This is a genomic window from Neobacillus sp. FW104-15D2 (genome assembly GCF_058790155.1).
Window position 1 is genome coordinate 17,841 of sequence record NZ_JBYTCJ010000004.1, and the last position, 21,526, is coordinate 39,366.

Sequence of the window (21,526 nt, forward strand, 5' to 3'; positions counted from 1 at the left end):
AATGAAGAAAAAAGTTTTAGTGACCGGCGGTGCAGGCTTTATCGGCGGGAACTTTGTACAGTACATGGTTAATAAATATCCTGAATATGAAATTGTAAATTTAGATCTATTAACATATGCTGGAGACTTAACAAAACACAAGCAAATTGAAGGTAAGGAAAACTATAGATTTGTAAGAGCAGATATTGCTGATCGTGAGTCCATCATGGGTCTTTTTGAAAAAGAAAAGTTTGACTATGTTGCCCATTTTGCTGCAGAAAGCCATGTTGACCGGTCTATAACTGAGCCAGAGGTTTTTATCCGTACAAATGTATTGGGTACACAGGTGTTGCTGGATGCTGCTAAGCAATTTGGTGTATCAAAATTTGTTCATGTTTCCACTGATGAAGTGTATGGAGAACTTGACTTTGATCCATCGACATTTTTTACTGAAGAGACTCCTTTGCAGCCTAACAGCCCATATAGTGCAAGTAAAGCTTCTTCTGACTTACTTGTGCGTGCCTACCATGAGACCTACGGCCTGCCAATGAATATCACAAGATGTTCAAACAATTACGGTCCTTATCATTTCCCTGAAAAATTGATACCTTTAACTATTTCCAGGGTCTTGAATGACCAGAAAGTACCGGTTTATGGAAGTGGAGAAAATATTCGTGACTGGCTTCATGTCCTTGATCATTGTGCAGCCATTGACTTAGTCATGCATGAAGGTGCAAATGGCGAAGTATATAATGTAGGTGGGCATAATGAGCGTACGAACTTGGAAGTAGTAAAAACCATTATTAATACTCTTGGTAAGTCTGAGGATTTAATAGAGTTTGTAACGGATCGTCTAGGTCATGATAAGCGTTATGCAATCGATCCAACAAAATTAGAGAAATTAGGCTGGAAACCGACTTATAACTTTGAAACAGGAATTGCCCAAACCATTCAATGGTATCTTGATAATAAAGAATGGTGGGAAACCATTATAAGTGGAAATTATCAAAACTATTTTGATAAACAATATAAACTTTAGTTATATAAGTGAAAAAAGCTGGTTAAATGGTCTGAAGGGAGCCATTAACCAGCTTTTTAATTTACTTTAGTTCCTGAACTAGATAGGCTGAATGTACCCAGCCCCGTTTATCATTTGCCTTCACATTATACCAGAGCCTTGTACCGACCCATTTCGTTATAGGATTACCACTTTTATCAAGTAAAAGCTCTATATATTGATTCATTGCTAGAGTAACGATAGCTTGATTTTTGAGGGATGGCTCTGGCCGTAAATTAACTGCATCTAAAGTTCGGGCCAGGTTTTTTACAGAAATATAATCTTTATAATTGTTAAAGTTTATACCCCTTGTCCAGTAATCTTTGCCGTTAACTCTGAATTTTACCCAGAAATCAGTGTGTTTCTCAAGTAATGTTATAGCAGTACCCTTTTTAATTATAGACGGTGAACTGCTTTTCGAATTTATTGTGCTTCCTTTTGCTGCTTCCCAAACTAAATCAGAATTTGTTACAGCTAGTATGCCAGGTGGGAATGTGTCAACACCTGTTGGCTTTGAAGGACTGGTGAAATTTCTTGTGTCAACAGGAGCATTACTATACTCCGTTGGGTTATAGCTTAAAATACCTTCCATATGTTTAGCGATCGTTTTTCCCCAAAGAGGGTCTGTAGCATAATAAAAATTCATGCCAGTACTATTTAAATCCACTTTTGTATACGTATCTGCGGTTCGTGTACTAAAGCCTAGATAAGGATTATTGTATTTCCAACTCTCTGGATTTAAGTAGGTTGCCTTAACCTCTTGTGCGATATAATTAATGCATTGTTCGACTGAATTAAATTTATAGGCTGCAATAAATGGGGTGTCATCGAAGGCACCAAAGCCGAACAAATTATTTTTTCCCAGTGAGAGGACCGAAGTACCATACTGGCTTTCATGAATGGCGTGCGCAGCCAGGTACAATGCGTTTACACCATACTGTTTTCCTGCTGCAATAAACGCATTTCCTTTCCCCTTTAAAACACTGGTCTTTCCTGTCTTGATTGAATACTTATTTATATAATTGTTTATTTGGTCAGCTGTTACATTTGAAGCCTTTCTTAAATCAACAAATTGATAGCCATATCGGTTCATTGGGTCTCCCGTTACAACCTCTTTGAAATAGTCAGGAGCAACATATCCGGTTTTTTCAGCATAGATTACCTTATAATAGCCATTTGAAACCTTAGCTAATGGGAATAAAAACTTTCCAATAGGAATCTTCGAAATTTGATCGGAGCTAGAATCTGCAGTTTTAGTGAGTGCTATATCCGATAGAGTCACAAACGTCTTTCCGCTAATTGCTGTTTCAGTTAATTGAGTTTGTTCAACTGTATATTTGTTCAAATCTCCACTAAAAACAAATCCTGTTTTTCCATTCCAGCTAGTCTTATACCAGTTATCAATACTCAATCCTGAAGATAGTATCGAATCTTTTGGAATCTTAATTAGTTTTGGATAAACTGTTCCAAAAGAAGCATACAGATAAGTATCTTTATTTGTTTTATATTTAGTAGAGGCGGAAGATTTAAAGGAAGACTGGTAAATATCATTGCTATTAATATAAAGATTTTTACCGTTAAGACCTACGAGGTACCAAATTTGCCCAATACTGTTTGTTATCTTCTGATTGCTATAAAACCCGTTATTGCTGCTGATATTTTGAATTGCCTTAATCTTCGTATCAGGCGAGGGATAAAGGTTTGCGGACTTTTTTACAAAAATATTCAATCCCGTGTTTGTATAGCTGTAATACTCTTTTAAAAAGGCAGAGCTTACCCAGCCTGTTACAGTGACACTTTTACCTTTTAAGGAGTAGGAATAAGAAACCTTATACCAGATGCCTAACTTCTCTGAAGAGTAGATATTTTTTCCTTTTGGAATCGTTGTAATAGTTTGATAGGAAGTGCCTGCTCCAGTGCGCAGAGCTAAGTTGGCAGTTGTTTGATAGGCTGTTTTTGTGAACTTGATAGTTGCCGGTTTATTCTCTTTTAAATAGGATCCCAATACCCAGCCTGTTTTCACTAAACTTTTGCCGTTGGATATATATTTATAGGAGACTTTATACCAATTCCCCACTTTTTCTGTTGCAGTCACGCTTTTTCCTTTGGGAATTTGGACTACTAATTTAAAGTTCGTACCCACTCCAACTCGCATATTTAAATTGGACAATGTTTGAAAAGAAACATTGTTTAATTTGATAATACTTGCTGCTTCTGCCCCTGACATTTGCGAAGAGGGGACCAAAGACTCCCCTGCCAAAAGTAAACCTGTTGTAAGAATAATTGCCTTCCCTAGGTTTTTCAAAAATTCCACTCCTTCTCTATTTAAACGTTTAATAGATTGTAGTTTTTTATAATTACTTCTTAAATCTATTATCGGATTAAGACTGGGAAAATTAAGTGAGAAGGAATGGGAATATTATACTTTTTTGCAATTTAAATAGCTTTTAGTATAAGTAGAATCGTTGGATTCCAACTTTGTTAGTAAAGGATTTATAGTTGATATAAATGGTGGATTGACTGCAAGAGGTAGGAAAATCACCAAGGGATTGAGATTATACCTAAGTAGACAATCCATTCTTTTATTGCTAGTATTTTTTGTGTGTATTGTTTTTACATAAGAGATTTAATATCATTAAGTAATTTAATTAAATAGATATTATGCGGAAAACTTCGGATGATTTTTTTAAAATTGAAGAAAATAATAATACTTTCAAACGTAACAGAGGAGATTGATTATGGAAAAAAGAATCTTGATCGTGGGCCCAAATTATTTTGGCTACAATGAGAGTGTTGCCTTTGCGTTTAAAGAGTTAGGTTGGGAAACTAAAATAATTGATTACTATGACGCATTCCCTAAAAATATAAAAAATTTTTTATCATACAGTATTATGCCGAGACTGAAGGTTAACCATTTTACCGAAAAATACAAGCGAAACATTAATAATTCCATATTAGCCGAAATGAAAAGTTATAAACCATCGATAGTTCTTTTTATAAAAGGCAGTTATCTAGATGAAGAAACCCTGAAGGCTGTTAATAAGGAAGCCAAAAGTGTTTTATGGATGATGGATTCGGTTTATCGCTTTAAAGAAACATATAAGATGATAAAAGAATTCAATTACAGATTTATGTTTGAAGAAACCGATGTTAAAAAGCTGGAAAGCGAAAATATTCCTGCTTATTTCCTACCAATGGCAGCTGACACTAACAACTATTATCCAATTGCTAACACTAGCAAAGTAAAGGATATAGATTTACTTTTTGTTGGCAAACTATATCCAAATAGAAAAGCTTTATTCGAAAGGTTAATTAAAAAATATCCAGACTTGAATATCAAGATATACGGGAAATACACTTCACTAAAAAATCCAAAATCCATTATCGAATACAAATTTACCAATTTAAAGAGGTACTATACTAATCAATTTGTTTCGCCAAAGGAACTTAACGAACTTTATTCTCGTTCCAAAATTGCTTTGAATATTCATCATTCACAATCTCAGAGCGGCTGTAATCCCAGAGTGTTTGAAATCCTTGCAGCGAAGTCTTTTCAGTTGGTAGATGAAATACCATATGTAAAAGAACACTTTCAGGACGGGGAATTGCTTGGAAGTTACAACAGTGAAGATGAATTAATTCGCAAAGTCGAGTATTACTTAAGCAAAACTGAAGAAAGAGAAAAGATTGCAGAGAATGGGTACAATAATATTTTGAGGAACCATACATTTGTTATTCGGGCTAAAAAGATTCTTGAGATAATCCAAAAAGAAAGTTTAGGCTGAATAATTGAATAAGCTGTGTTCTAACGACAGTAATCTTTTTAAAAGATATAATCGGGACTCTCAATTCAAAATTTAATTACTGAAAACTGCTAAAAAATTTTTAGCAGTTTTTTTATTGGTCATTTTAATCGATGATTTTATTAGGGGAATTCTCCGTGACACACCGGAGGAAAAAAGGGCTGGGAAGACCCCCAGCGAGGCACTAGCGAGGAAGCTTGGCAGGGCATCCGAGGAAAGGGAGTGGATTCCCTCTCTTTTTTTGAAACAGATGTAAAAGTTGACAGAGCCATTAAAATAAAAAATATTGAAAGAATGTGTGATTTTAAACCTATTTTCAACAATCTATTCTCCAGTTTTCTGGTAAAAAAGAATGGAATTGTCTAAAGTGGGTAATAATTGTCGAAATATATGATATTATAAAATAGGTAAAATGCTAGAAGGATATTTTACTAGAAATAAAAAACAACGAGAATAAAGGAGTTGAAATGAAGGATTGTTTAAAAACTTAATACGTGGAGTCGGCGTTGGAGCAGGAATTCTGTCTATGTTAGTTTTTAATGGAACACCACAAGCCGCAGTTCAATCTTCTCATTACACCCAAGAGGGCGGAGAAGTTCATTATAACTGGGGAATGGGGGGGCCTTCCGGACTAAAGGATAACTTCACGGCTACTTTTAACCAAACAAAAACTCTAAGTAAGGGTGACTATTTTGTCCAGTCGTGGGCAGATGACGGAGTCAGGGTTGAGGCGGACGGAAAAAGGATAATTGACCGTTTGGGTTCTTCCAACGGAAGTATTGACCGTGCCTTATGGCTGGGAGTTCCAGATGGACAGCATAATATCAAAACCGATTATGTTGAGTATTTAAATAATGCATCCATTTTCTCGGATGTAGCCAAACTGGATTCCTGGGTGGCCTATTATTATCCAAATGACGGATTAAGGGGCATGCCAACAAGAGGGAAAGTAATCAATCCGACAGGAACCTTGAAGAAGCTTTATGAAAATAATGGCTATGGCAGTCCTGCGAGCGGGATTCCTAATGACCATTTTTCAGCAAGGTATAACTCGGCAAAAAGGCTGCCAGCTGGCAATTATGTTTTGAGGACTAAGACTGATGATGGCATTAAGATATATGTAGATGGAAAACTAGTATTAGACCGCTGGAAACAAGGGGCATACAAGGAACAAGCTGCTATTATCCCAATTAGTGATAGAGCGGTTTCTAATCCAAATGAAAAAGATATTCACTGGGTAGAGATTTATTATCGCGAGGATACTTCTAGCAGCTACATAGATTTTTCTCTGGAGCCTTATAGCTCATCCTTTGGTGATAACTGGATGGCAGAATACTTCCCTAACAAAAATCTTCAAGGTACACCGATTGTAGTTGGCGGAAAGAATTCTTATAATAAGATTTCTAATTTGAATTTTAACTGGGATAGAAACGCGCCAAATCCTTATATTCCTGCTGATAATTTTTCAGCTCGATTTACAAGAACAGTTTCTTTAAATGATGGCACCTACTTATTCAAATCCCTCTCAGATGATGGTGTAAGAGTATGGGTAGACGGTCAAAAGGTAATTGATGGCTGGAGGGACGGAGTGTCAGCCAGAACTGCAATTGTTCCTTTAAAGACTGGAACCCATACCATTAAGGTTGAGTATTATGAGTATGCAGGACCAGCCCGTATATCTTTATCTTATACTCCTTTCAGTAACATTAATATTTCTGGTGGGACTGTACATTATAATTGGGGTGAGAGTGGCCCTACTGGTCTAAAGGATTATTTTACTGCTGCTTTTAATCAGTCCAAAGTTTTTAATAGCGGTAACTATTTTATCCAAACCCTCGCTGATGACGGTGTTACTTTAGATATTGATGGAAAGAGATTAATTGATCGATGGACACCGGCAACAGGCCGAGTGGATCAGGCTTTGTGGCTGAATGCAGCAGCAGGTTCACATACCGTTAAAACCAATTATATGGAGTATGTAAAAGGTGCTGGAATCTATTCGGACATTGTACCATTTGATTCCTGGCTTGCTTACTATTATCCAAATCCAACAATGAGTGGATTTCCTGTTAGTGCAAAGGTTATTCCTCCTACAGGCTTTGGACTCAAGGAAGATAATGCTTTAGGCAGCCCTTCCAGTGGCGTACCTTCTGATCATTTTACCGCGAGATATACTACTGCAAAAAAAATACCTGCAGGAAAGTATATCCTGCGCACAAAAGCAGACGATGGAATCCGTGTATATATTGATGGGAAACTGGTACTCGACAGATGGGCTAAAGGGGCTTACAACGAAGAGGCTATGGAAATTCCTATTTCAGATCGAGTAGTTTCTCAGGCGAATGAAAAAGATGTTCACTGGATTGAAGTTCAGTACCGCGATGATACATGGAGCAGTTATGTGAATTTGTTCCTTGAACCATATGAGACTTCTGTTAGCAGCGACTCTTGGCTAGGAGAAATTTATTCAAATAAAGATTTTCAAGGCCAGGCAGTAATTATCGGTGGAAGCAATTCAGTAAACAAAATTACCGACCTTAATTTTAATTGGGGAACAGGTTCGCCAAATTCTTCTATACCGGCTGATAATTTCTCTGCCAGGTTCAAAAAGAAACCTTATTTTGATGCAGGGACTTATGTTTTTCAAACAAACTCAGATGACAATGCTAAGGTTTGGGTAGATGGACAGAAGATCATTGACTCGGGTGGTCTGAATAAAAATGATATCTATTTAAGCAGCGGATATCACGATATTGTTGTCGAATATCAGGAATATACAAGTACTGCTTATTTGCAATTAAAATACCAAAAAATCAGCAGTAATCGAATCTTTTACCAATTTAATGGAGATGTCCATTACAATTGGGGAGCTAAGAGCCCAGGTTCGAACATACCAGCAGATAATTTCCAAGCATTGTTTGAACAGACAAAATACTTTGCTGCAGGCGATTATTTTATACAGACTCATGCTGATGATGGTGTAAAAGTACAAGCTGATGGGAATGAATTGATTAATCGGTGGACTGCTGCCAACGGTACCTTTGACCGTGCTCTTTGGCTGGGTGTTACAGCAGGCAGCCATACCGTAAATACTTCCTATTACGACAGTCAAAACGACGCGGGAATTTTTTCAGATGTTGTGCCGTTTGGTAATTGGCTTGCTTACTACTATACAAATAAAGATTTAAAGGGCTTGCCTACAGCAGCGAAGATTATTAATCCAGGCACTGATCCTTATTTACTAAAGGAAGACAATCAACTTGGCTCGCCATCTTCATTAATCCCAGCTGATAATTTTTCTGCCCGATATTCAACAGCAAAAAGGCTTAAGGCAGGAGAATATATTTTAAGAACAAAAGCTGATGATGGATTAAGGGTTTATATTGATGGGGAGTTAGTAGTGGATCGCTGGACAACAGGGGCATATTCAGATAATACGATAAGCTTTAATGTTTCAGATCGAAATACTGCAAATTCATCAGAAAAAGATATCCACTGGATTGAGGTTCAATACAGAGAGGATACGTCTACCAGCAATCTTGAATTTGAATTTAAACCACTTCCGCTGACTGCGCAGGTGGTCACAGCTATTAAACTTCCAGTATATAGAAGCTATGACGAACTTAGCAACTATACACTTCATCTTACTTACTATAATTCAAGTTATACTCGGTATATGGAATTATCTTATGGAGATATTGTTTACAAGCTGGAAGAGAATAATTATGCTGTCAAAATTCAAACCCTGGATGGAAAAATAGGCTGGGTTCATAAAGCTTATTTGGATAGCAGTATAACGGTAGATCGTTGGCTCGTTAAAGACGGAAGAACATTTAGAGCTGGACCTGGAACAAGCTATCAGGATTTAGGCTTCATAGATAAAGGTTCCAAGGTTATTGTACTGGATTATAAAAAGACATCCGACTCAAGCTATACAGAATGGTATCAAATACAAACTGAATCAGGCCAAAAAGGCTGGATTTGGGGAGCGCTTAACTATGACCAGTCTGGATTCAATCTCATAGATTTTGATTTTGATAAACAAGGGAAAGTTACTAATCAAATATCTATATTTACTCCATTAAACACTCTGTCAAGCGTAACAGCAGACCAGATTAATAAATTTGTTGATTATAAAACTGGTGGGCAGCAAACTGCTATGACAGGCATGGGGGCATATTTCCTTGAAGCCCAGGCAAAAAGTGGATTAAATGCTGTTTATCTATTGTCTCATGCTGGTTTGGAAACAGGATGGGGAAAATCTTTAATTGTAAAAACAAAATATAATTTCTATGGTATTGGTGCAATTGATACCAATCCGGGTGAAGGTGCTTATACTTATGACACTCCTCAGGGAGGAATTGTTGCAGGCGCAATCTGGATAAGTAAAAATTATGTAGTTAGGGATCAATACTATACAAATTCTTATCCACAGATGACTCTGGATAACATGAGATATAATAACGGTTATCACCAATATTCTACAGATGAAGCATGGGCTTCAAAAATAAGCCAGAATGCTGCAGAATTCTATAATTATATAAACTAGATTCCTAGATTCTTGACTGCCAATATTGTTGGCAGTCTCTTTTTTTCTACCAAGATAAAAGCCACCTCATATAACACGACTTCTTTTATATACCCCAGAAAACAAAAGTTAAACAAAAATGAAAAGAATTTTTTTCGGTGGAGATATTATAAAAAATTTGTTAATCTTTAATTTAGGTGTTTAAATTATAAAGGGTAAGTTATTTTCACTAAATAAAATACTTGGATTACTTCCAACGTTTTATTTCTTAATCTTAAGGAGTATGAAAAAATGAAAAATAAATTGGTTTTACTTTTACTTCTAGTTTCCGTTTTACTCTTAAATGCTTGCGGACAGCAGCCATTAAAATCTAGAAATCTGATTGAGGCTGATCAGTATTTGCGCAATAATATTTCTAAAATGAGCTGGGAAGAATTCCAAAAGATACTTTCCAAAAATAATGAAGTAAAATATAAAGATTTTATTTCACTAAGGAAAATACTTTCTTCCAATGAAAGGTCATCCTATGTAGAATCAGATAAAAAGTTTTATCGATTTAATGGGGACCAGCATTTAATGTACATGACTCAGTGGGGTCTTAAAGACAAAATATATTACTTAAAAAAGGTTAACTATATACGCAAATGAAAAACGTTATAAAGGAGCTTTAATATGGGAATTCGCAATAGTTTCAACCGCTTAGAGCCTTATTATAGGACGAGTTTATTTGTCATTTTTGGAGCCTATCTGGCACTAATTCAATTATCAACCTCCTATCAATATATCCACTGGCTGCCTGTTCCAACTCCTGCTCTATTAACATTCGGGGTCAGTGCTTTATTGGCTTTCTATTTTCTTGTTATGTCAAATACACAGTTAAGCAAAACCAGGGCAAATAATTTAATAAAAACCTTCATTTTGCTTTTTTTTGCGTCTGTCATTCTGTCTGTTTTTTCTGCTTTGTATACAGCCACTGTTATTAGTAGTACCGAATATATTACATACTTAAAAGGATCTATGCTTACCAGGATATTATATTATTTAGCGTTTTTAGGGCTCCTTTATTTTGGATATAAAATGTTCTCCTCTTTACGCGTACAGGGTATTCTTAAGTTAATCAGAATTTATCCTCTCTCGGTTTATTTGCTGGTTGCAGTAGGGATTTGGCAGCTTTTGTATTTCTTTATGGATATCCCTTTTCTAGATTTAAAAACACGCTCCTACATCCATAGTTTAACTGGGACTAGCTTTTTCAATTTTCGCCTGACGTCTTTTGCCGATGAGCCGAGCTACCTTGGTCCTATACTTATTGATATGGTTATTATCGGTTATCTTACTTTTAAGAAAAAATGGATGTATGTGTTATTTATTGTTATCCCTGCATTATTTGTGCTTATATTTTCTTTTTCTGTTAGTGGATATTTCAATCTTGTTATTGTTTTAGGTTTTACCATGGTCTATCTACTTTTCCACCCAAAGGTTTCTAGAAAATATCTTTGGATGGTGATTATTGTAGGATGTGTTGTTCTTTTAGGAGCTATAGTCCTTAAGCCTGGCTTGTTTATGAAGTTTTTCAGCCCTATTCTTGGCCGAATGGATACCCTTTTTAACCCTCAGTCTTCCAGCAGAATTTACATGTATATCATGCCTTTCTATTGGTTATTTGACCATTCAATTATCTCTGCTTTGTTTGGATATGGACCAGGTTCATTCGAGTTTTTACATTTCACCAAAATTCTGCCAAATAAAGTCAGTCTTGCTACTTCTTCAAACAACATGTACATTGATTTGCTTTTTGAAACGGGGATAATTGGAGTATTGATTATTCTTTTCGCTCTTGGAAAGATATTGATGGTGTTGTTAAAAAAGGGAACAAAAAATATCTATTACTTTATCGCTCTAATCGAGTATGTACATTTACTTACCACCTCCATGTACCGGGCCGATTTTGTAACACCTAGATTTTGGGCTGTTTTTCTCATTATCTTTTTATTAATAAAGGTCGGGGAAGGTAAAGAAGAAAGGGAAAGTGAAAAACAGTTTTAAGATGGAGTGAGAAAATTTGAAGTCAACAAAAATGATGTTAATTTTGATATTAACCTGTTTTTCCATTTTTTTATCTGGTTGTGCTCTTAAACTAAAAACAAAAGAAGTACAAAGCAGTGATTATCAATCCATTGGTAATGAAATGAAGTTATTTGGATTTGGTGTAGGGGAAAATATTCATAATATCGAAAATCAAATTAAAGGTCCAATAGAAAAAGATAATCCGCTTTATGAGTTTCCTAAAGAAAAACTAAATGTTTATACTGAATATCAAATTTCCAAATTTATTTCTACGGAAAATACTAAATTCCGGATAAGAAAGAAAGTCGCCATTGGGATGCCAAAGGAAGAAGTAGTAAAAAAGTTAAAGCTTTATGACCTTTATGAATATCAAAATAAGGAAAATGGTTTATCATATGTTTTTTTCAAAACTGGCAGCCAAAAAGTAATATTTGAACTTAAAAACAACCTTGTGGATAAAATTTTTATCGGAAATTCGGATGTGCCATATGAACAAATGATAACTAATAAACAAATAGATAAAAATGACGTACAGAAGTCAGATGATAAATTCGTTAGTGATTCCAATACCTTAACTTTTAAAATTAATTATAAAAATAATAATAAAAAGATATTATCAAAACATTTCCTGGACTATGTTAATGTAGGAATGATTCAGGATGTACCTGCCCCTATAGGAATGGACAAAAACGATTTTATTTATAAATTCGGCCAGCCAAATTATATATTTGATGGAGTAGGTAAGGTGGATTCATACTATTTCTACAGGCGTTTTGATGTCTATATGGGATTCGATAAGGACAATAAACTGATTGAGTTAATTCTTCCAGTGAGCATTCACACAGAAGATCTTAAAGATTCTCGCTTTCCCAAAAAACCTTCTTTAAATGCAAATTATGGTGATTACCATTTACAGTTAAAAGAAAAGATTGGAAACATTCAAGAGGCAGTTATAACAAATAAAAAAGGTTAACCTGATTCAGGTTAACCTTTTTTTATTATTAAGCCTTTGCTCTGGACTTAAAACGGGATAATAGTCGTTTAGAAACTTCATTTTTAAGTTCAGGGTCTATTAATAGAGTTAGTCCGATAAAAAGAATATCAATTAGAATACTGGAGATAAAAGGATTTACCAAGTTTCCTACTAGATAGTAGGCACCAGTAATTAATCCTAAAGCGAGTAATATTCTTCCCCCGCCATTAAATATTAGTTTAAGTGCATTTCCGTGGAAAAGAGTAAAACCGACGAACATTATTGCTTCGCTGGATAACGCTGCAATTGCTCCCCCTGTACTTCCCAGAGAGGAACTGAAGAAATAATATAATGTCATCCCTATAATAAGTGTTCCGGTTTGAATAAACATTCTTATCCGCTGTTTTCCGGTTGTAGTTAGGGCGTCAGCCATTGGGTAGTTAAAGGATTGAATAATAATCATTATTGCTAGTAAAGAAAGTGAGAAGGAAGCTTTTCCCCATTTGTCCCCAAATAAAAAGTGAATCCACCAAGGACTATAAAATAAGAATGGAAGAGCCATTGAAACACCGAGAAAGCTCATTACCTTTAATTCTTTAATATTTAACTTCAAATGACCTTCAAGCTCATTATTGTTGCCCATCCGAAATAATACTGGATAAAATGCGGCTGCTACTACTCCTGGAATCTGATATAGAAGAGACGGAATTCTGTAAGCAGCTGAAAAAAGACCGGCTTCTTTTAATGTAGAGGCCTTTTCAATAATGATAGGACCAATTTGTGGGAGAAGAAGGATTGTCAGTCCTGTCATGGTAAAGCTCCATATATCATCCAATATGCCTTTATCCCAGCCTTTAAATATATTTACATGCTTAATTACTACGAGTAATGAAATAACGCCTGCTATTACACTTGCAAGGCCGTAGATAGGTGCTATATATATTAAAGGCCATCTGAATAGCATCCCCAAAATAAGAGCCGCTGCAGTTGTAACACTGGCTATCGTTCTTATTAGAGCGGTTAAGTGCATTTTCTCCACTAGTTGATAATAAGCAGCCCCCATTAATTGTAATGCAGAACCAATAATGCTTGGGATTAAAACAAGATAATGAATGCGAACTATATATTTGTCATCGTACATTATTTCGACAATAATAAGCGAAATAATAATGGTTAAAATAGAAAAAACAATTCTAGCTTTAAAGAAACTGCTCATAAGGACGGGGATAGATGCGTTCTCTTTGGTTCCCTCTCTTATAAGTGTGTGCGTTAAACCCATATCCGTAAAATAACCGGCAACAGAAGCAAATGCTAAGGCAATACTTAGGATTCCATAATCCTCTGCTCCGAGATGCCTTGCAACCAGAATAGTTGAAGCGGCACTTAGAAATCTAACAAGGACATTACCAAAAAATAAATAAACTGCATTACTTGCAATGCTGTTTTTTTTCAAAATTGTACACCTACTTATCCAACGTTAATAAGAACACATAAAAGAATACCTCATACTAGCGTGAACGTAAACCCTAATGGCATTTAAAAACCTTATTGTTACATTTTCTTATTGTTTCCTATTATCTCAAAAAGCAGAAAGAAAAATTAAATGCCTCGCTTTATTTACAAAGCCCCCCTCAAATTTTAAATAAGTTACCGTTTTTGTTATAATTCATCAATGGGGATCAAACCTGTTTATGAAAGGGTGAAGTTTATTTGTTGTTTAGTATTGTTATACCTACCCTTGGCACAAGAAAAGCTGAGCTCTTTAGGTTATTAGGGAGCTTAAAGGAGCAAACCTATAATAATTTTGAAATTATAATCGTGTCACAGGATAATCATGAGGCAGTTTCCGATATTATAAAGGTATTTAGCGACACCATAAAAATAAAGCATGTTATTCTAAAAAGTAAGGGCTTGTCCCTTGCAAGGAATCAAGCCTTGGCCCATGTCAGTGGGAATATTGTTACATTCTCAGATGATGATTGCTGGTATCCGCCTGAAGCATTTGAAAAGGCAAAGAATAACCTTGAGACTCATATTGAGTCAGATGTAATCTGTTTCCAAATATATGATCCTGAAAAAGAGGAGTTTTATAAGAACTACCCGGCAGGAACCATTAATAAGTTAACAATTAGACAAGTATTACAGAGATCCTCGATTGAAATTTTTATCCGATTAAAGCAAATTAATAAAGATGATTTATTATTCAATGAAGATTTTGGATTGGGTGCAAAATATCCCAGTGGTGAGGAAAATATTATGTTAACGGGTTTATATCAGAAAGGATTTCGACTTTCTTATATTAATGAAATCATTGTTTATCACGCAAAGCCATCCCAAAAGTCACGTTTAAATTTAAATGCTTTTAAAAGTAAGGGACCCTTATTTAAACAAATCTTTGGTACATGGACAGGCTTTATTATGTTATCTGCACTGTTTTTAAAGAAGTATTCAAATTTAGACAGCCCTATAAAATTTTACTTGTTGGCTATTAAAGAATTAATTGCCTATAAAAGGGTTAACTAAAGGGAAGAGGGTGTAATATATGAAGGTAAAAAAGGCTATTATTCCGGCAGCAGGACTTGGAACTCGCTTTTTGCCGGCAACTAAGGCACAGCCTAAAGAGATGCTTCCGATTGTCGACCGTCCTACTATTCAATATATTATTGAAGAAGCAGTAGCATCGGGTATCGAGGATATCCTGATTGTTACTGGAAGAGGAAAAAGGGCTATAGAGGATCATTTTGACCGTGCATATGAACTGGAAGAGACATTAGAAAATAAGGGAAAATATGATTTACTAGAGGAAATGCAGCGTATATCCAATTTGGCTGATATTCATTATATTAGGCAAAAGGAACCACGAGGTTTGGGGCATGCTATATGGTGTGCCAGGAAATTTATTGGTAATGATCCCTTTGCTGTACTATTAGGGGATGACATTGTTGTATCCAATGAAGAGCCCTGCTTAAAGCAAATGATCAATAGGTTTGAGGAAACTAGCAGTAGTATTATTGGTGTTCAGCGAGTGGCTAAAGAAATGCTGTCTAGTTATGGTGTAATCTCATTTGATGAAAAATCAAGTTCAGATCATTTGTTTAAGGTAAATGATCTAGTTGAAAAACCTAAAATGGAGGAAGCACCATCCAATTTTGCTATCATGGGAAGATATATTTTAAATCCTGAAATCTTAGATATTCTAGGGAAAACAGAACCTGGTGCTGGAAACGAAATTCAGCTTACTGACGGTCTAAGGAGACTGTTAAAAAAACAGGATATATATGGATTTGAATTTAATGGGAAAAGATATGATATTGGTAATAAACTTGGCTTTATTGAGGCAACGCTCGAATTTGCCCTTGCAAGGAAAGATCTGCGAGATGATGTTCAAAGCTTGATCAATTCCCTTGCAATTAAATAACACCAAAGAGAGAGTGTAAAAATCCTGTAAAGGCTAAAACTTTACAGGATTTTTAACAAATAAGTTATGAATGGAGATTTATTTGTGGAAAGACACCCATTAGTTTCTATTATTACACCTGTGTATAAAGCAGAAAAATTTATAGAGGATACAATAAAATCTGTACAAGCCCAGTCTTATCAAAATTGGGAAATGCTCCTAGTAAATGATAAGTCTCCGGATAATAGTGTGGAAATTATAGAGAAATATGCTGCAAATGATCCTAGAATAAGACTTATTCATTTACCTGAAAACTCTGGAGCAGCTATTGCAAGAAATACAGCGATAAAACAATCTGCTGGTAGATATATAGCATTCCTAGACAGTGATGATCTTTGGTATCCAGATAAATTGACCAAACAGATTGAGTTTATGCAGGAAAAAGACCTGGAGTTTTCCTTTACAGGATATGAAATAATGACAGAGGAAGGCTCAGGAACCGGAAAAGAGGTACATGTCCCAAAGAGTATAGATTATGAGGGATTACTTAGAAATACCATCATTGGCTGTTTAACTGTAGTTCTGGATAAAGAAAAAATCGGAAAGATTGAAATGGTTAACATAAGAACTCGTCAGGATTTTGTATTGTGGCTGGACATCTTAAAAAGAGGCCATATTGCTTATGGTTTAGATGAAGTATTAGCTTATTACCGGAAAGTGGAAGGATCAATTTCAAGCAATAAGTTTAAAGCGGCGAAAAGAAATTGGCAGGTATACAGGGATATAGAAAAATTATCGCTATTTAAAGCATCCTTATGCTTTCTGGGTTATGCTTATAATGCCTTTAAAAAATCGGTATAAGAATCTTTTTCCAAAACCCTCTAATTTTATTAGAGGTTTTTTTGGTTAAACGGCATAGAAGCGGGTAATTTGTATAATATGCTTTATAAGCCAAAAGTGGAAGCTTTCCATTTAATATTTTACTAGTAATAAGAACTGTGTAGTGTTAAAATTAATGTGGTTTTGATTTAATGTTGAATAATGTTGAGAAATGTTGATAACCAGGTCTCGGGGAAAATTATGGTGGAATATTCCGATTAACTTCCAACAGAAGAACGGTATATTAAAGTGTTAATCGTTAAAAAATAACGATAATCCATAAAAAAGGAGATATTATTATTATGGATATGCAAAATATTATTGCCTTTGTCACAGCATTTATTACGGTTTTGATTGTTACGCCCTTTGTGATAAAGTTCGCAGTAAAAATTGGCGCAACCGATAAACCTAACTACAGAAAAGTTCATCAAAAAATAATGCCCCGATTAGGCGGATTAGCCATATTTATCGGTGTAATTGCTGGATATTTTGCATCTGGTCTAAATCATGAAAAAGTTTTAACAATAAGTGTAGGAGCTTGTTTAATAATAGCAATTGGGATTTTGGATGACCTATTCGAATTATCTGCTAAAGTAAAATTTTTAGGCCAGCTTGTAATCGCGATATTAATTGTAACTTCTGGTTTAACCATTGATTTTATATCCATCCCATTCGTTCCTGAAAAAATTCAGCTTGGATGGCTTTCATATCCATTAACTGTATTTTGGATAGTGGGTATTACAAATGCAATTAACTTAATTGATGGCCTGGATGGATTGGCAGCTGGAGTTTCTTCGATAGGCATAGCAGCAATTGCGGTTTTGGCTGGTTTGTCAGGTAAAGGCTTGATCTTAACTCTTTGTCTTATCGTGCTTGGAAGTACATTGGCGTTCCTATTTTACAATTTCCACCCTGCAAAAATATTTATGGGAGATACTGGTGCGCTGTTTTTGGGCTATTGCATATCCGTTCTTTCCTTACTGGGGTTATATAAAAGTGTTACATTGTTCAGTATAATAATTCCAATTATCATCCTAGGTGTTCCTGTTTTTGATACGGCCTTTGCGATTATTAGAAGGCTTATAAATAAACAACCAATATCCGCTCCGGATAAATCCCACTTGCATCATCGTATTATGCAGCTGGGGTTGTCGCATAGAAATACTGTACTAACGATCTATGGCATAGCGATACTTTTTAGTGCTGCGGCGATTGTTTTATCCTCTGCCACATTGTGGGTTTCGTTTATTATCTTAATTGTTTTGTTTGTGATGCTCCATATAATTGCAGAGCTTGTAGGTATCGTGAGCGAACGTCACAGAACATTTTCAAAATTATATAGAAAGCTTTTAGGAAGATCCTAATTTTTTTATGCATTGATCATTGATCAATGCTTTTTTTATTTTTGCCATAAAAGGATAAAATTATACTGTTATAAAACAAAAAAGCAAAGAAAAGATCAAGATCTTTTCTTTGCTTTTTTATTAAGGTTGTTTTCTAAAAGATTGTTGCAATTTGAAGAAACTGTGAGTAAAAATAGGCGAGACTCCCTTGGAAATTCATTCGCATTTTTTTCGTGCGGTGACGATTCACCGATGCAATCTCAACGTCCTGCGGGAAAGTAAGTCAGGGCGAGACCCTCCAGGTCGTTAGCGACCGAGGAGGCTCGCGAATTGCCAGTGGAAAGCGAGTCTATTTTTGCTTTTATAAACAACAAAGTTTACGAAAAGAGCCTTTATTAATAAATAAAAGATACTTTTTTATTAATAAATCTTGCCACAATAACCATTAAATAAGTAAAAAGGATATTGCAAATAAAACAAAGTATTAAAATTGGAACCCAATGTACTAGCATCCCATGATTTCTAAAATAGTGGACTATAATCGAAATGGCGGATGATCCAAAGCCCTGGTACAGATACACAAAAAAAACATTCTGTCCGCTGAATCTTAAAAATTTTAATAAAAATGACTTTTTAAGCCTATTAGTAGCAGCAGCTTCGAAATTCTTTAAATATAAAGAAATGACTACTGAAAGCAAAGAGGCCAATAAATAAAAGCTGGAGGGAGGAAACTTGTTATTTTGTAAGTCGAATGTCGATTGATATATTGAAATCGACATACATCCCAATAACAGCAGGATTGCTAGAACTAATTTGGCCATTGAAGAAAAACTAAGCTGGTACCTTGAAAAATAAATACCCATAAAATAAAAAAGTAAATAAAAAAGGAAAACTCTTAAACTGACAGTAGGATATAGGTTGAAATTGGCAAAGTCCTTATTAAAGGTATATAAAAGCGAAATTCCTGATAGCAACAATATTAAGATATAACTCATATCCCTTTTCTGGGAAATTTTCAAAAGAAGTGGCGTGCAGAGTGTGATAAACAAGAACACAATTAGAAACCACATCGATCCCATTACAACGGGGATTTCATAAGAATTATAGTTTAGGAATAGGAACCATTTTGAAAAGTCATGGATAGAAGGGCTTCTCCCATAAACCGCCCATAATGAAAGAATCAATATCAAAAGCATGGTTATATATGGAATATACAACTTTATTATTCTTTTAAATGGTTTGTAGACTATCTTTGGTTTCAGGGTTGTTGCCCAGCCGCTTAAGAAAAAAAACAAAGGAACATCTACAAGAAGAGAAAGGCTTCGTAAAATGTCAGGAACATACTCAGTTCCTGTCCACCAAACCGTATGTATAAAAATAATGTTTAAAATAGCTGCACCTTTTAGAATATCAAGCATATTATTTCTGTTTTCCATTTAGTTTTTCCTCTCTTTATGTCTAATTAGTACACTATTAAAGAATACATTATATTTATTTATTGGAATAGAAAAAACTTTCTCTTTTTTACTGAAATTAAATAATGCTAAGTTATTTTCCTATATTATCCTTTCAGGCTTACTAGTAAAAACAAAATACATTTGATATACTCTATAAGGTTTATAATTTATTTAACATGGAGGAAAATCTATGAATTTGGAATCTTCCGTTTTTCGAAATAGAAGGGAAACAACGATAGGGCTAATGTTTCGTCAGCTTCGCCCTAAACAATGGACGAAGAATTTATTGGTATTTGCAGCTTTAATATTTTCAAGCAAAATAACTAGTTTAGACTTATTTGCTAAAGCTATTGTTGGCTTTTTATTATTTTCTTTGGTTTCTGGCTGTGTATATATTTTGAATGACTTTATTGATAGGCATGCTGACAGCCTTCATCCTGAAAAAAAATACCGCCCGATGGCTTCTGGAAAGCTCAATCCTTATTTTGCAATAACAGTAGGTCTAGTGTTGTTATTAATGTCCTTCTTTTTTGCTTTTTACTTTAATATATTATTTGGTACGGTTTTAGTAGTATATTTTGCTATGAATGTAGCTTATTCACTCCATTTGAAACATGTGGTTATTATCGATATTATGATTATTGCAAGCGGGTTTGTCTTAAGAGCCATTGGTGGCGGACTAATAATTGATGTAAAGATTACCCCATGGTTTTTAATTTGCACTCTACTGCTTGCTCTATTTCTTGCAGTTAACAAGAGAAGACATGAACTTCTTTTGTTGAATCAAAAAAAGGGGTCTCATCGTAAGGTCCTGGAATTTTATTCTCCCCAGTTAGTTGACCAATTAAGTACTATTGTTACTTCTTCTACACTATTAAGTTATATGTTATTTACCTTTACTTCTGGTCATACATTATATTTAATGTGGACAATACCACTTGTGGTTTACGGAATGTTCCGATATCTTTACTTAATCCAAATGGAAGGAAAAGGCGGAAGTCCTGAGAAGGTTTTATTAGAGGATAAACATATTTTAATAACGGTGACCTTATATGCTATACTAGTAATTTTTATATTAACCTTTTTTGAATAGAGGTTAAAGGAAAGGATAATCATGAAAGATATTATTTTAATATTAATTTCTGTGACCATTGGTGCTCTTGGACAAATAGCATTAAAATTTGGTGCCTTAAAGAGCACAACAATGGAAAATGCAGGTTTATTGAAATCTTACATAACTGTTCCGGTTTTCTCAGGTTTATTTTTATATGGGCTTAGTGCCTTACTGTGGATTGTTGTCTTGCGCAAGGTTGAGTTAAGCACTGCTTATCCGATGGTTAGCTTTGGTTATATTATCGTTTTTATTGCTTCTTTCTTCCTCTTTGGAGAAACATTAAATACTTTTAAAATTATAGGCTTATTGTTTATTGTAGTTGGTATTATATTTATTTCCAAATCATAGGGGGAAGTAAACCGATGAGTTATCTTTATATGTTAGCCCCTATAATAGGCTGGTTAGCTTCAGGAACACTAAAATTTATTATTAATTTTGCTAAATTTCGAAAAGAAGCGTTTCGCCATATAGGAAATGGCGGTTTTCCAAGTACTCACACAACGGTTGTAACAACGACTGTTATGATGATTGGCTTCTTAAGCGGCTTTAATACACCTGCTTTTGGCTTGGGTGTTGCTTTCATAGTTATTACAATTATTGACGCGACTGGAATAAGAAGAGCATTGGGCGTTCATGCAGAACATATTAATAATTACATAATAAAGCCTAACAAGGGAAAGTCATTAAGAGAAAAACAAGGACATAAACGAGTTGAAGTCCTTGGAGGATTAATTCTGGGGTCAATTACAGGCTTTGTATTAAATTTGATTGCAAGTTACTTGGGTATATAGGTAAGGAAGGATTTTTTATGAACATAATTCAGTTCTCAGAAGATTTAGGGAAAATGGTAGTAGTTTTTGCCGGGGTGTTACTAAGCATTGCTTCGGTCATGTTTTTTCTTAATATTAGCATATCCAATGCGCAAATCG

17 protein-coding genes are annotated in these 21,526 nt (G+C 34.9%); 14 read left to right on the forward strand and 3 right to left on the reverse strand.

Annotation, left to right across the window (positions count from 1 at the left end):
* Nucleotide 1: 1 nt before the first annotated feature.
* The gene (gene rfbB / locus AC3WR0_RS04680) at nucleotides 2-1,018 is read left to right on the forward strand and encodes a dTDP-glucose 4,6-dehydratase (protein ID WP_492551210.1); all 1,017 of its coding nucleotides are present in this window, start codon (nucleotides 2-4) and stop codon (nucleotides 1,016-1,018) included.
* A gap of 61 nt (nucleotides 1,019-1,079) precedes the next feature.
* Here the strand turns inward: rfbB and AC3WR0_RS04685 are convergent, their stop codons facing one another.
* The gene (locus AC3WR0_RS04685; protein ID WP_492551211.1) at nucleotides 1,080-3,341 is read right to left on the reverse strand and encodes an SH3 domain-containing protein; all 2,262 of its coding nucleotides are present in this window, start codon (nucleotides 3,339-3,341) and stop codon (nucleotides 1,080-1,082) included.
* A 433-nt stretch (nucleotides 3,342-3,774) separates the two neighbouring features.
* On the opposite strand from AC3WR0_RS04685, the gene AC3WR0_RS04690 reads away from it, so the two are divergent.
* The 6 genes from AC3WR0_RS04690 (at nucleotide 3,775) to AC3WR0_RS04715 (ending at nucleotide 12,407) form a co-directional block, all read left to right on the forward strand.
* The gene (locus tag AC3WR0_RS04690) at nucleotides 3,775-4,821 is read left to right on the forward strand and encodes a CgeB family protein (RefSeq protein WP_492551212.1); all 1,047 of its coding nucleotides are present in this window, start codon (nucleotides 3,775-3,777) and stop codon (nucleotides 4,819-4,821) included.
* Nucleotides 4,822-4,936: 115 nt separating this feature from the next.
* A complete protein-coding gene (locus AC3WR0_RS04695) occupies nucleotides 4,937-5,095 on the forward strand; it encodes a hypothetical protein (RefSeq protein ID WP_492551213.1) in 159 nt (52 codons plus the stop codon).
* Nucleotides 5,096-5,314: 219 nt separating this feature from the next.
* The gene (locus AC3WR0_RS04700; RefSeq protein ID WP_492551214.1) at nucleotides 5,315-9,388 is read left to right on the forward strand and encodes a PA14 domain-containing protein; all 4,074 of its coding nucleotides are present in this window, start codon (nucleotides 5,315-5,317) and stop codon (nucleotides 9,386-9,388) included.
* Nucleotides 9,389-9,658: 270 nt separating this feature from the next.
* On the forward strand, nucleotides 9,659-10,015 hold the full coding sequence (locus AC3WR0_RS04705) for a hypothetical protein (protein WP_492551215.1): 357 nt from the start codon (nucleotides 9,659-9,661) through the stop codon (nucleotides 10,013-10,015).
* Nucleotides 10,016-10,039: 24 nt separating this feature from the next.
* Nucleotides 10,040-11,413 (forward strand): O-antigen ligase family protein, encoded by a 1,374-nt coding sequence (locus AC3WR0_RS04710; RefSeq protein ID WP_492551216.1) that lies wholly within the window; start codon nucleotides 10,040-10,042, stop codon nucleotides 11,411-11,413.
* Nucleotides 11,414-11,429: 16 nt separating this feature from the next.
* Nucleotides 11,430-12,407, forward strand: coding sequence for a hypothetical protein (locus AC3WR0_RS04715; protein WP_492551217.1), 978 nt, complete (start codon nucleotides 11,430-11,432; stop codon nucleotides 12,405-12,407).
* A gap of 28 nt (nucleotides 12,408-12,435) precedes the next feature.
* Here AC3WR0_RS04715 and AC3WR0_RS04720 read toward each other — a convergent pair whose 3' ends face one another.
* Complete coding sequence (locus AC3WR0_RS04720) at nucleotides 12,436-13,860, reverse strand: flippase (RefSeq protein ID WP_492551218.1); 1,425 nt, start codon at nucleotides 13,858-13,860, stop codon at nucleotides 12,436-12,438.
* A 257-nt stretch (nucleotides 13,861-14,117) separates the two neighbouring features.
* Here AC3WR0_RS04720 and AC3WR0_RS04725 point away from each other — a divergent pair, with 257 nt between their 5' ends.
* The 4 genes from AC3WR0_RS04725 to AC3WR0_RS04740 all read left to right on the forward strand — a co-directional run bounded on the left by AC3WR0_RS04725 (nucleotide 14,118) and on the right by AC3WR0_RS04740 (nucleotide 18,047).
* Nucleotides 14,118-14,930, forward strand: coding sequence for a glycosyltransferase family 2 protein (locus AC3WR0_RS04725; protein WP_492551219.1), 813 nt, complete (start codon nucleotides 14,118-14,120; stop codon nucleotides 14,928-14,930).
* Nucleotides 14,931-14,949: 19 nt separating this feature from the next.
* The gene (galU, locus tag AC3WR0_RS04730; protein WP_492551220.1) at nucleotides 14,950-15,825 is read left to right on the forward strand and encodes a UTP--glucose-1-phosphate uridylyltransferase GalU; all 876 of its coding nucleotides are present in this window, start codon (nucleotides 14,950-14,952) and stop codon (nucleotides 15,823-15,825) included.
* Between the two features lie 66 nt (nucleotides 15,826-15,891).
* Nucleotides 15,892-16,665, forward strand: a complete 774-nt coding sequence (locus AC3WR0_RS04735) for a glycosyltransferase family 2 protein (protein WP_492551221.1) — start codon at nucleotides 15,892-15,894, stop codon at nucleotides 16,663-16,665.
* 320 nt (nucleotides 16,666-16,985) lie between these two features.
* The gene (locus AC3WR0_RS04740) at nucleotides 16,986-18,047 is read left to right on the forward strand and encodes a glycosyltransferase family 4 protein (protein WP_492551222.1); all 1,062 of its coding nucleotides are present in this window, start codon (nucleotides 16,986-16,988) and stop codon (nucleotides 18,045-18,047) included.
* Nucleotides 18,048-18,421: 374 nt separating this feature from the next.
* Here the strand turns inward: AC3WR0_RS04740 and AC3WR0_RS04745 are convergent, their stop codons facing one another.
* Nucleotides 18,422-19,462: an acyltransferase family protein gene (locus AC3WR0_RS04745; RefSeq protein WP_492551223.1), complete on the reverse strand. Its 1,041-nt coding sequence runs from the start codon at nucleotides 19,460-19,462 to the stop codon at nucleotides 18,422-18,424.
* 211 nt (nucleotides 19,463-19,673) lie between these two features.
* On the opposite strand from AC3WR0_RS04745, the gene AC3WR0_RS04750 reads away from it, so the two are divergent.
* The 3 genes from AC3WR0_RS04750 to AC3WR0_RS04760 are packed head-to-tail and all read left to right on the forward strand — an operon-like array spanning nucleotide 19,674 to nucleotide 21,388.
* Nucleotides 19,674-20,576 (forward strand): decaprenyl-phosphate phosphoribosyltransferase, encoded by a 903-nt coding sequence (locus tag AC3WR0_RS04750; RefSeq protein WP_492551224.1) that lies wholly within the window; start codon nucleotides 19,674-19,676, stop codon nucleotides 20,574-20,576.
* 21 nt (nucleotides 20,577-20,597) lie between these two features.
* Nucleotides 20,598-20,945, forward strand: a complete 348-nt coding sequence (locus AC3WR0_RS04755; protein ID WP_492551225.1) for an EamA family transporter — start codon at nucleotides 20,598-20,600, stop codon at nucleotides 20,943-20,945.
* Nucleotides 20,946-20,959: 14 nt separating this feature from the next.
* Nucleotides 20,960-21,388, forward strand: a complete 429-nt coding sequence (locus AC3WR0_RS04760; protein ID WP_492551226.1) for a divergent PAP2 family protein — start codon at nucleotides 20,960-20,962, stop codon at nucleotides 21,386-21,388.
* Nucleotides 21,389-21,526: the final 138 nt, after the last annotated feature.

What these genes read in the sequence shown, in the direction of transcription:
- AC3WR0_RS04705 (WP_492551215.1), top strand. Translation starts at nt 9,659, where the DNA reads ATGAAAAATAAATTGGTTTTACTTTTACTTCTAGTTTCCGTTTTACTC.
- AC3WR0_RS04710 (WP_492551216.1), top strand. Translation starts at nt 10,040, where the DNA reads ATGGGAATTCGCAATAGTTTCAACCGCTTAGAGCCTTATTATAGGACG.
- AC3WR0_RS04690 (WP_492551212.1), top strand. Translation starts at nt 3,775, where the DNA reads ATGGAAAAAAGAATCTTGATCGTGGGCCCAAATTATTTTGGCTACAAT.
- rfbB (WP_492551210.1), top strand. Translation starts at nt 2, where the DNA reads ATGAAGAAAAAAGTTTTAGTGACCGGCGGTGCAGGCTTTATCGGCGGG.
- AC3WR0_RS04735 (WP_492551221.1), top strand. Translation starts at nt 15,892, where the DNA reads ATGAATGGAGATTTATTTGTGGAAAGACACCCATTAGTTTCTATTATT.
- AC3WR0_RS04755 (WP_492551225.1), top strand. Translation starts at nt 20,598, where the DNA reads ATGAAAGATATTATTTTAATATTAATTTCTGTGACCATTGGTGCTCTT.
- galU (WP_492551220.1), top strand. Translation starts at nt 14,950, where the DNA reads ATGAAGGTAAAAAAGGCTATTATTCCGGCAGCAGGACTTGGAACTCGC.
- AC3WR0_RS04740 (WP_492551222.1), top strand. Translation starts at nt 16,986, where the DNA reads ATGGATATGCAAAATATTATTGCCTTTGTCACAGCATTTATTACGGTT.
- AC3WR0_RS04745 (WP_492551223.1), bottom strand. Translation starts at nt 19,462, where the DNA reads ATGGAAAACAGAAATAATATGCTTGATATTCTAAAAGGTGCAGCTATT.
- AC3WR0_RS04750 (WP_492551224.1), top strand. Translation starts at nt 19,674, where the DNA reads ATGAATTTGGAATCTTCCGTTTTTCGAAATAGAAGGGAAACAACGATA.
- AC3WR0_RS04760 (WP_492551226.1), top strand. Translation starts at nt 20,960, where the DNA reads ATGAGTTATCTTTATATGTTAGCCCCTATAATAGGCTGGTTAGCTTCA.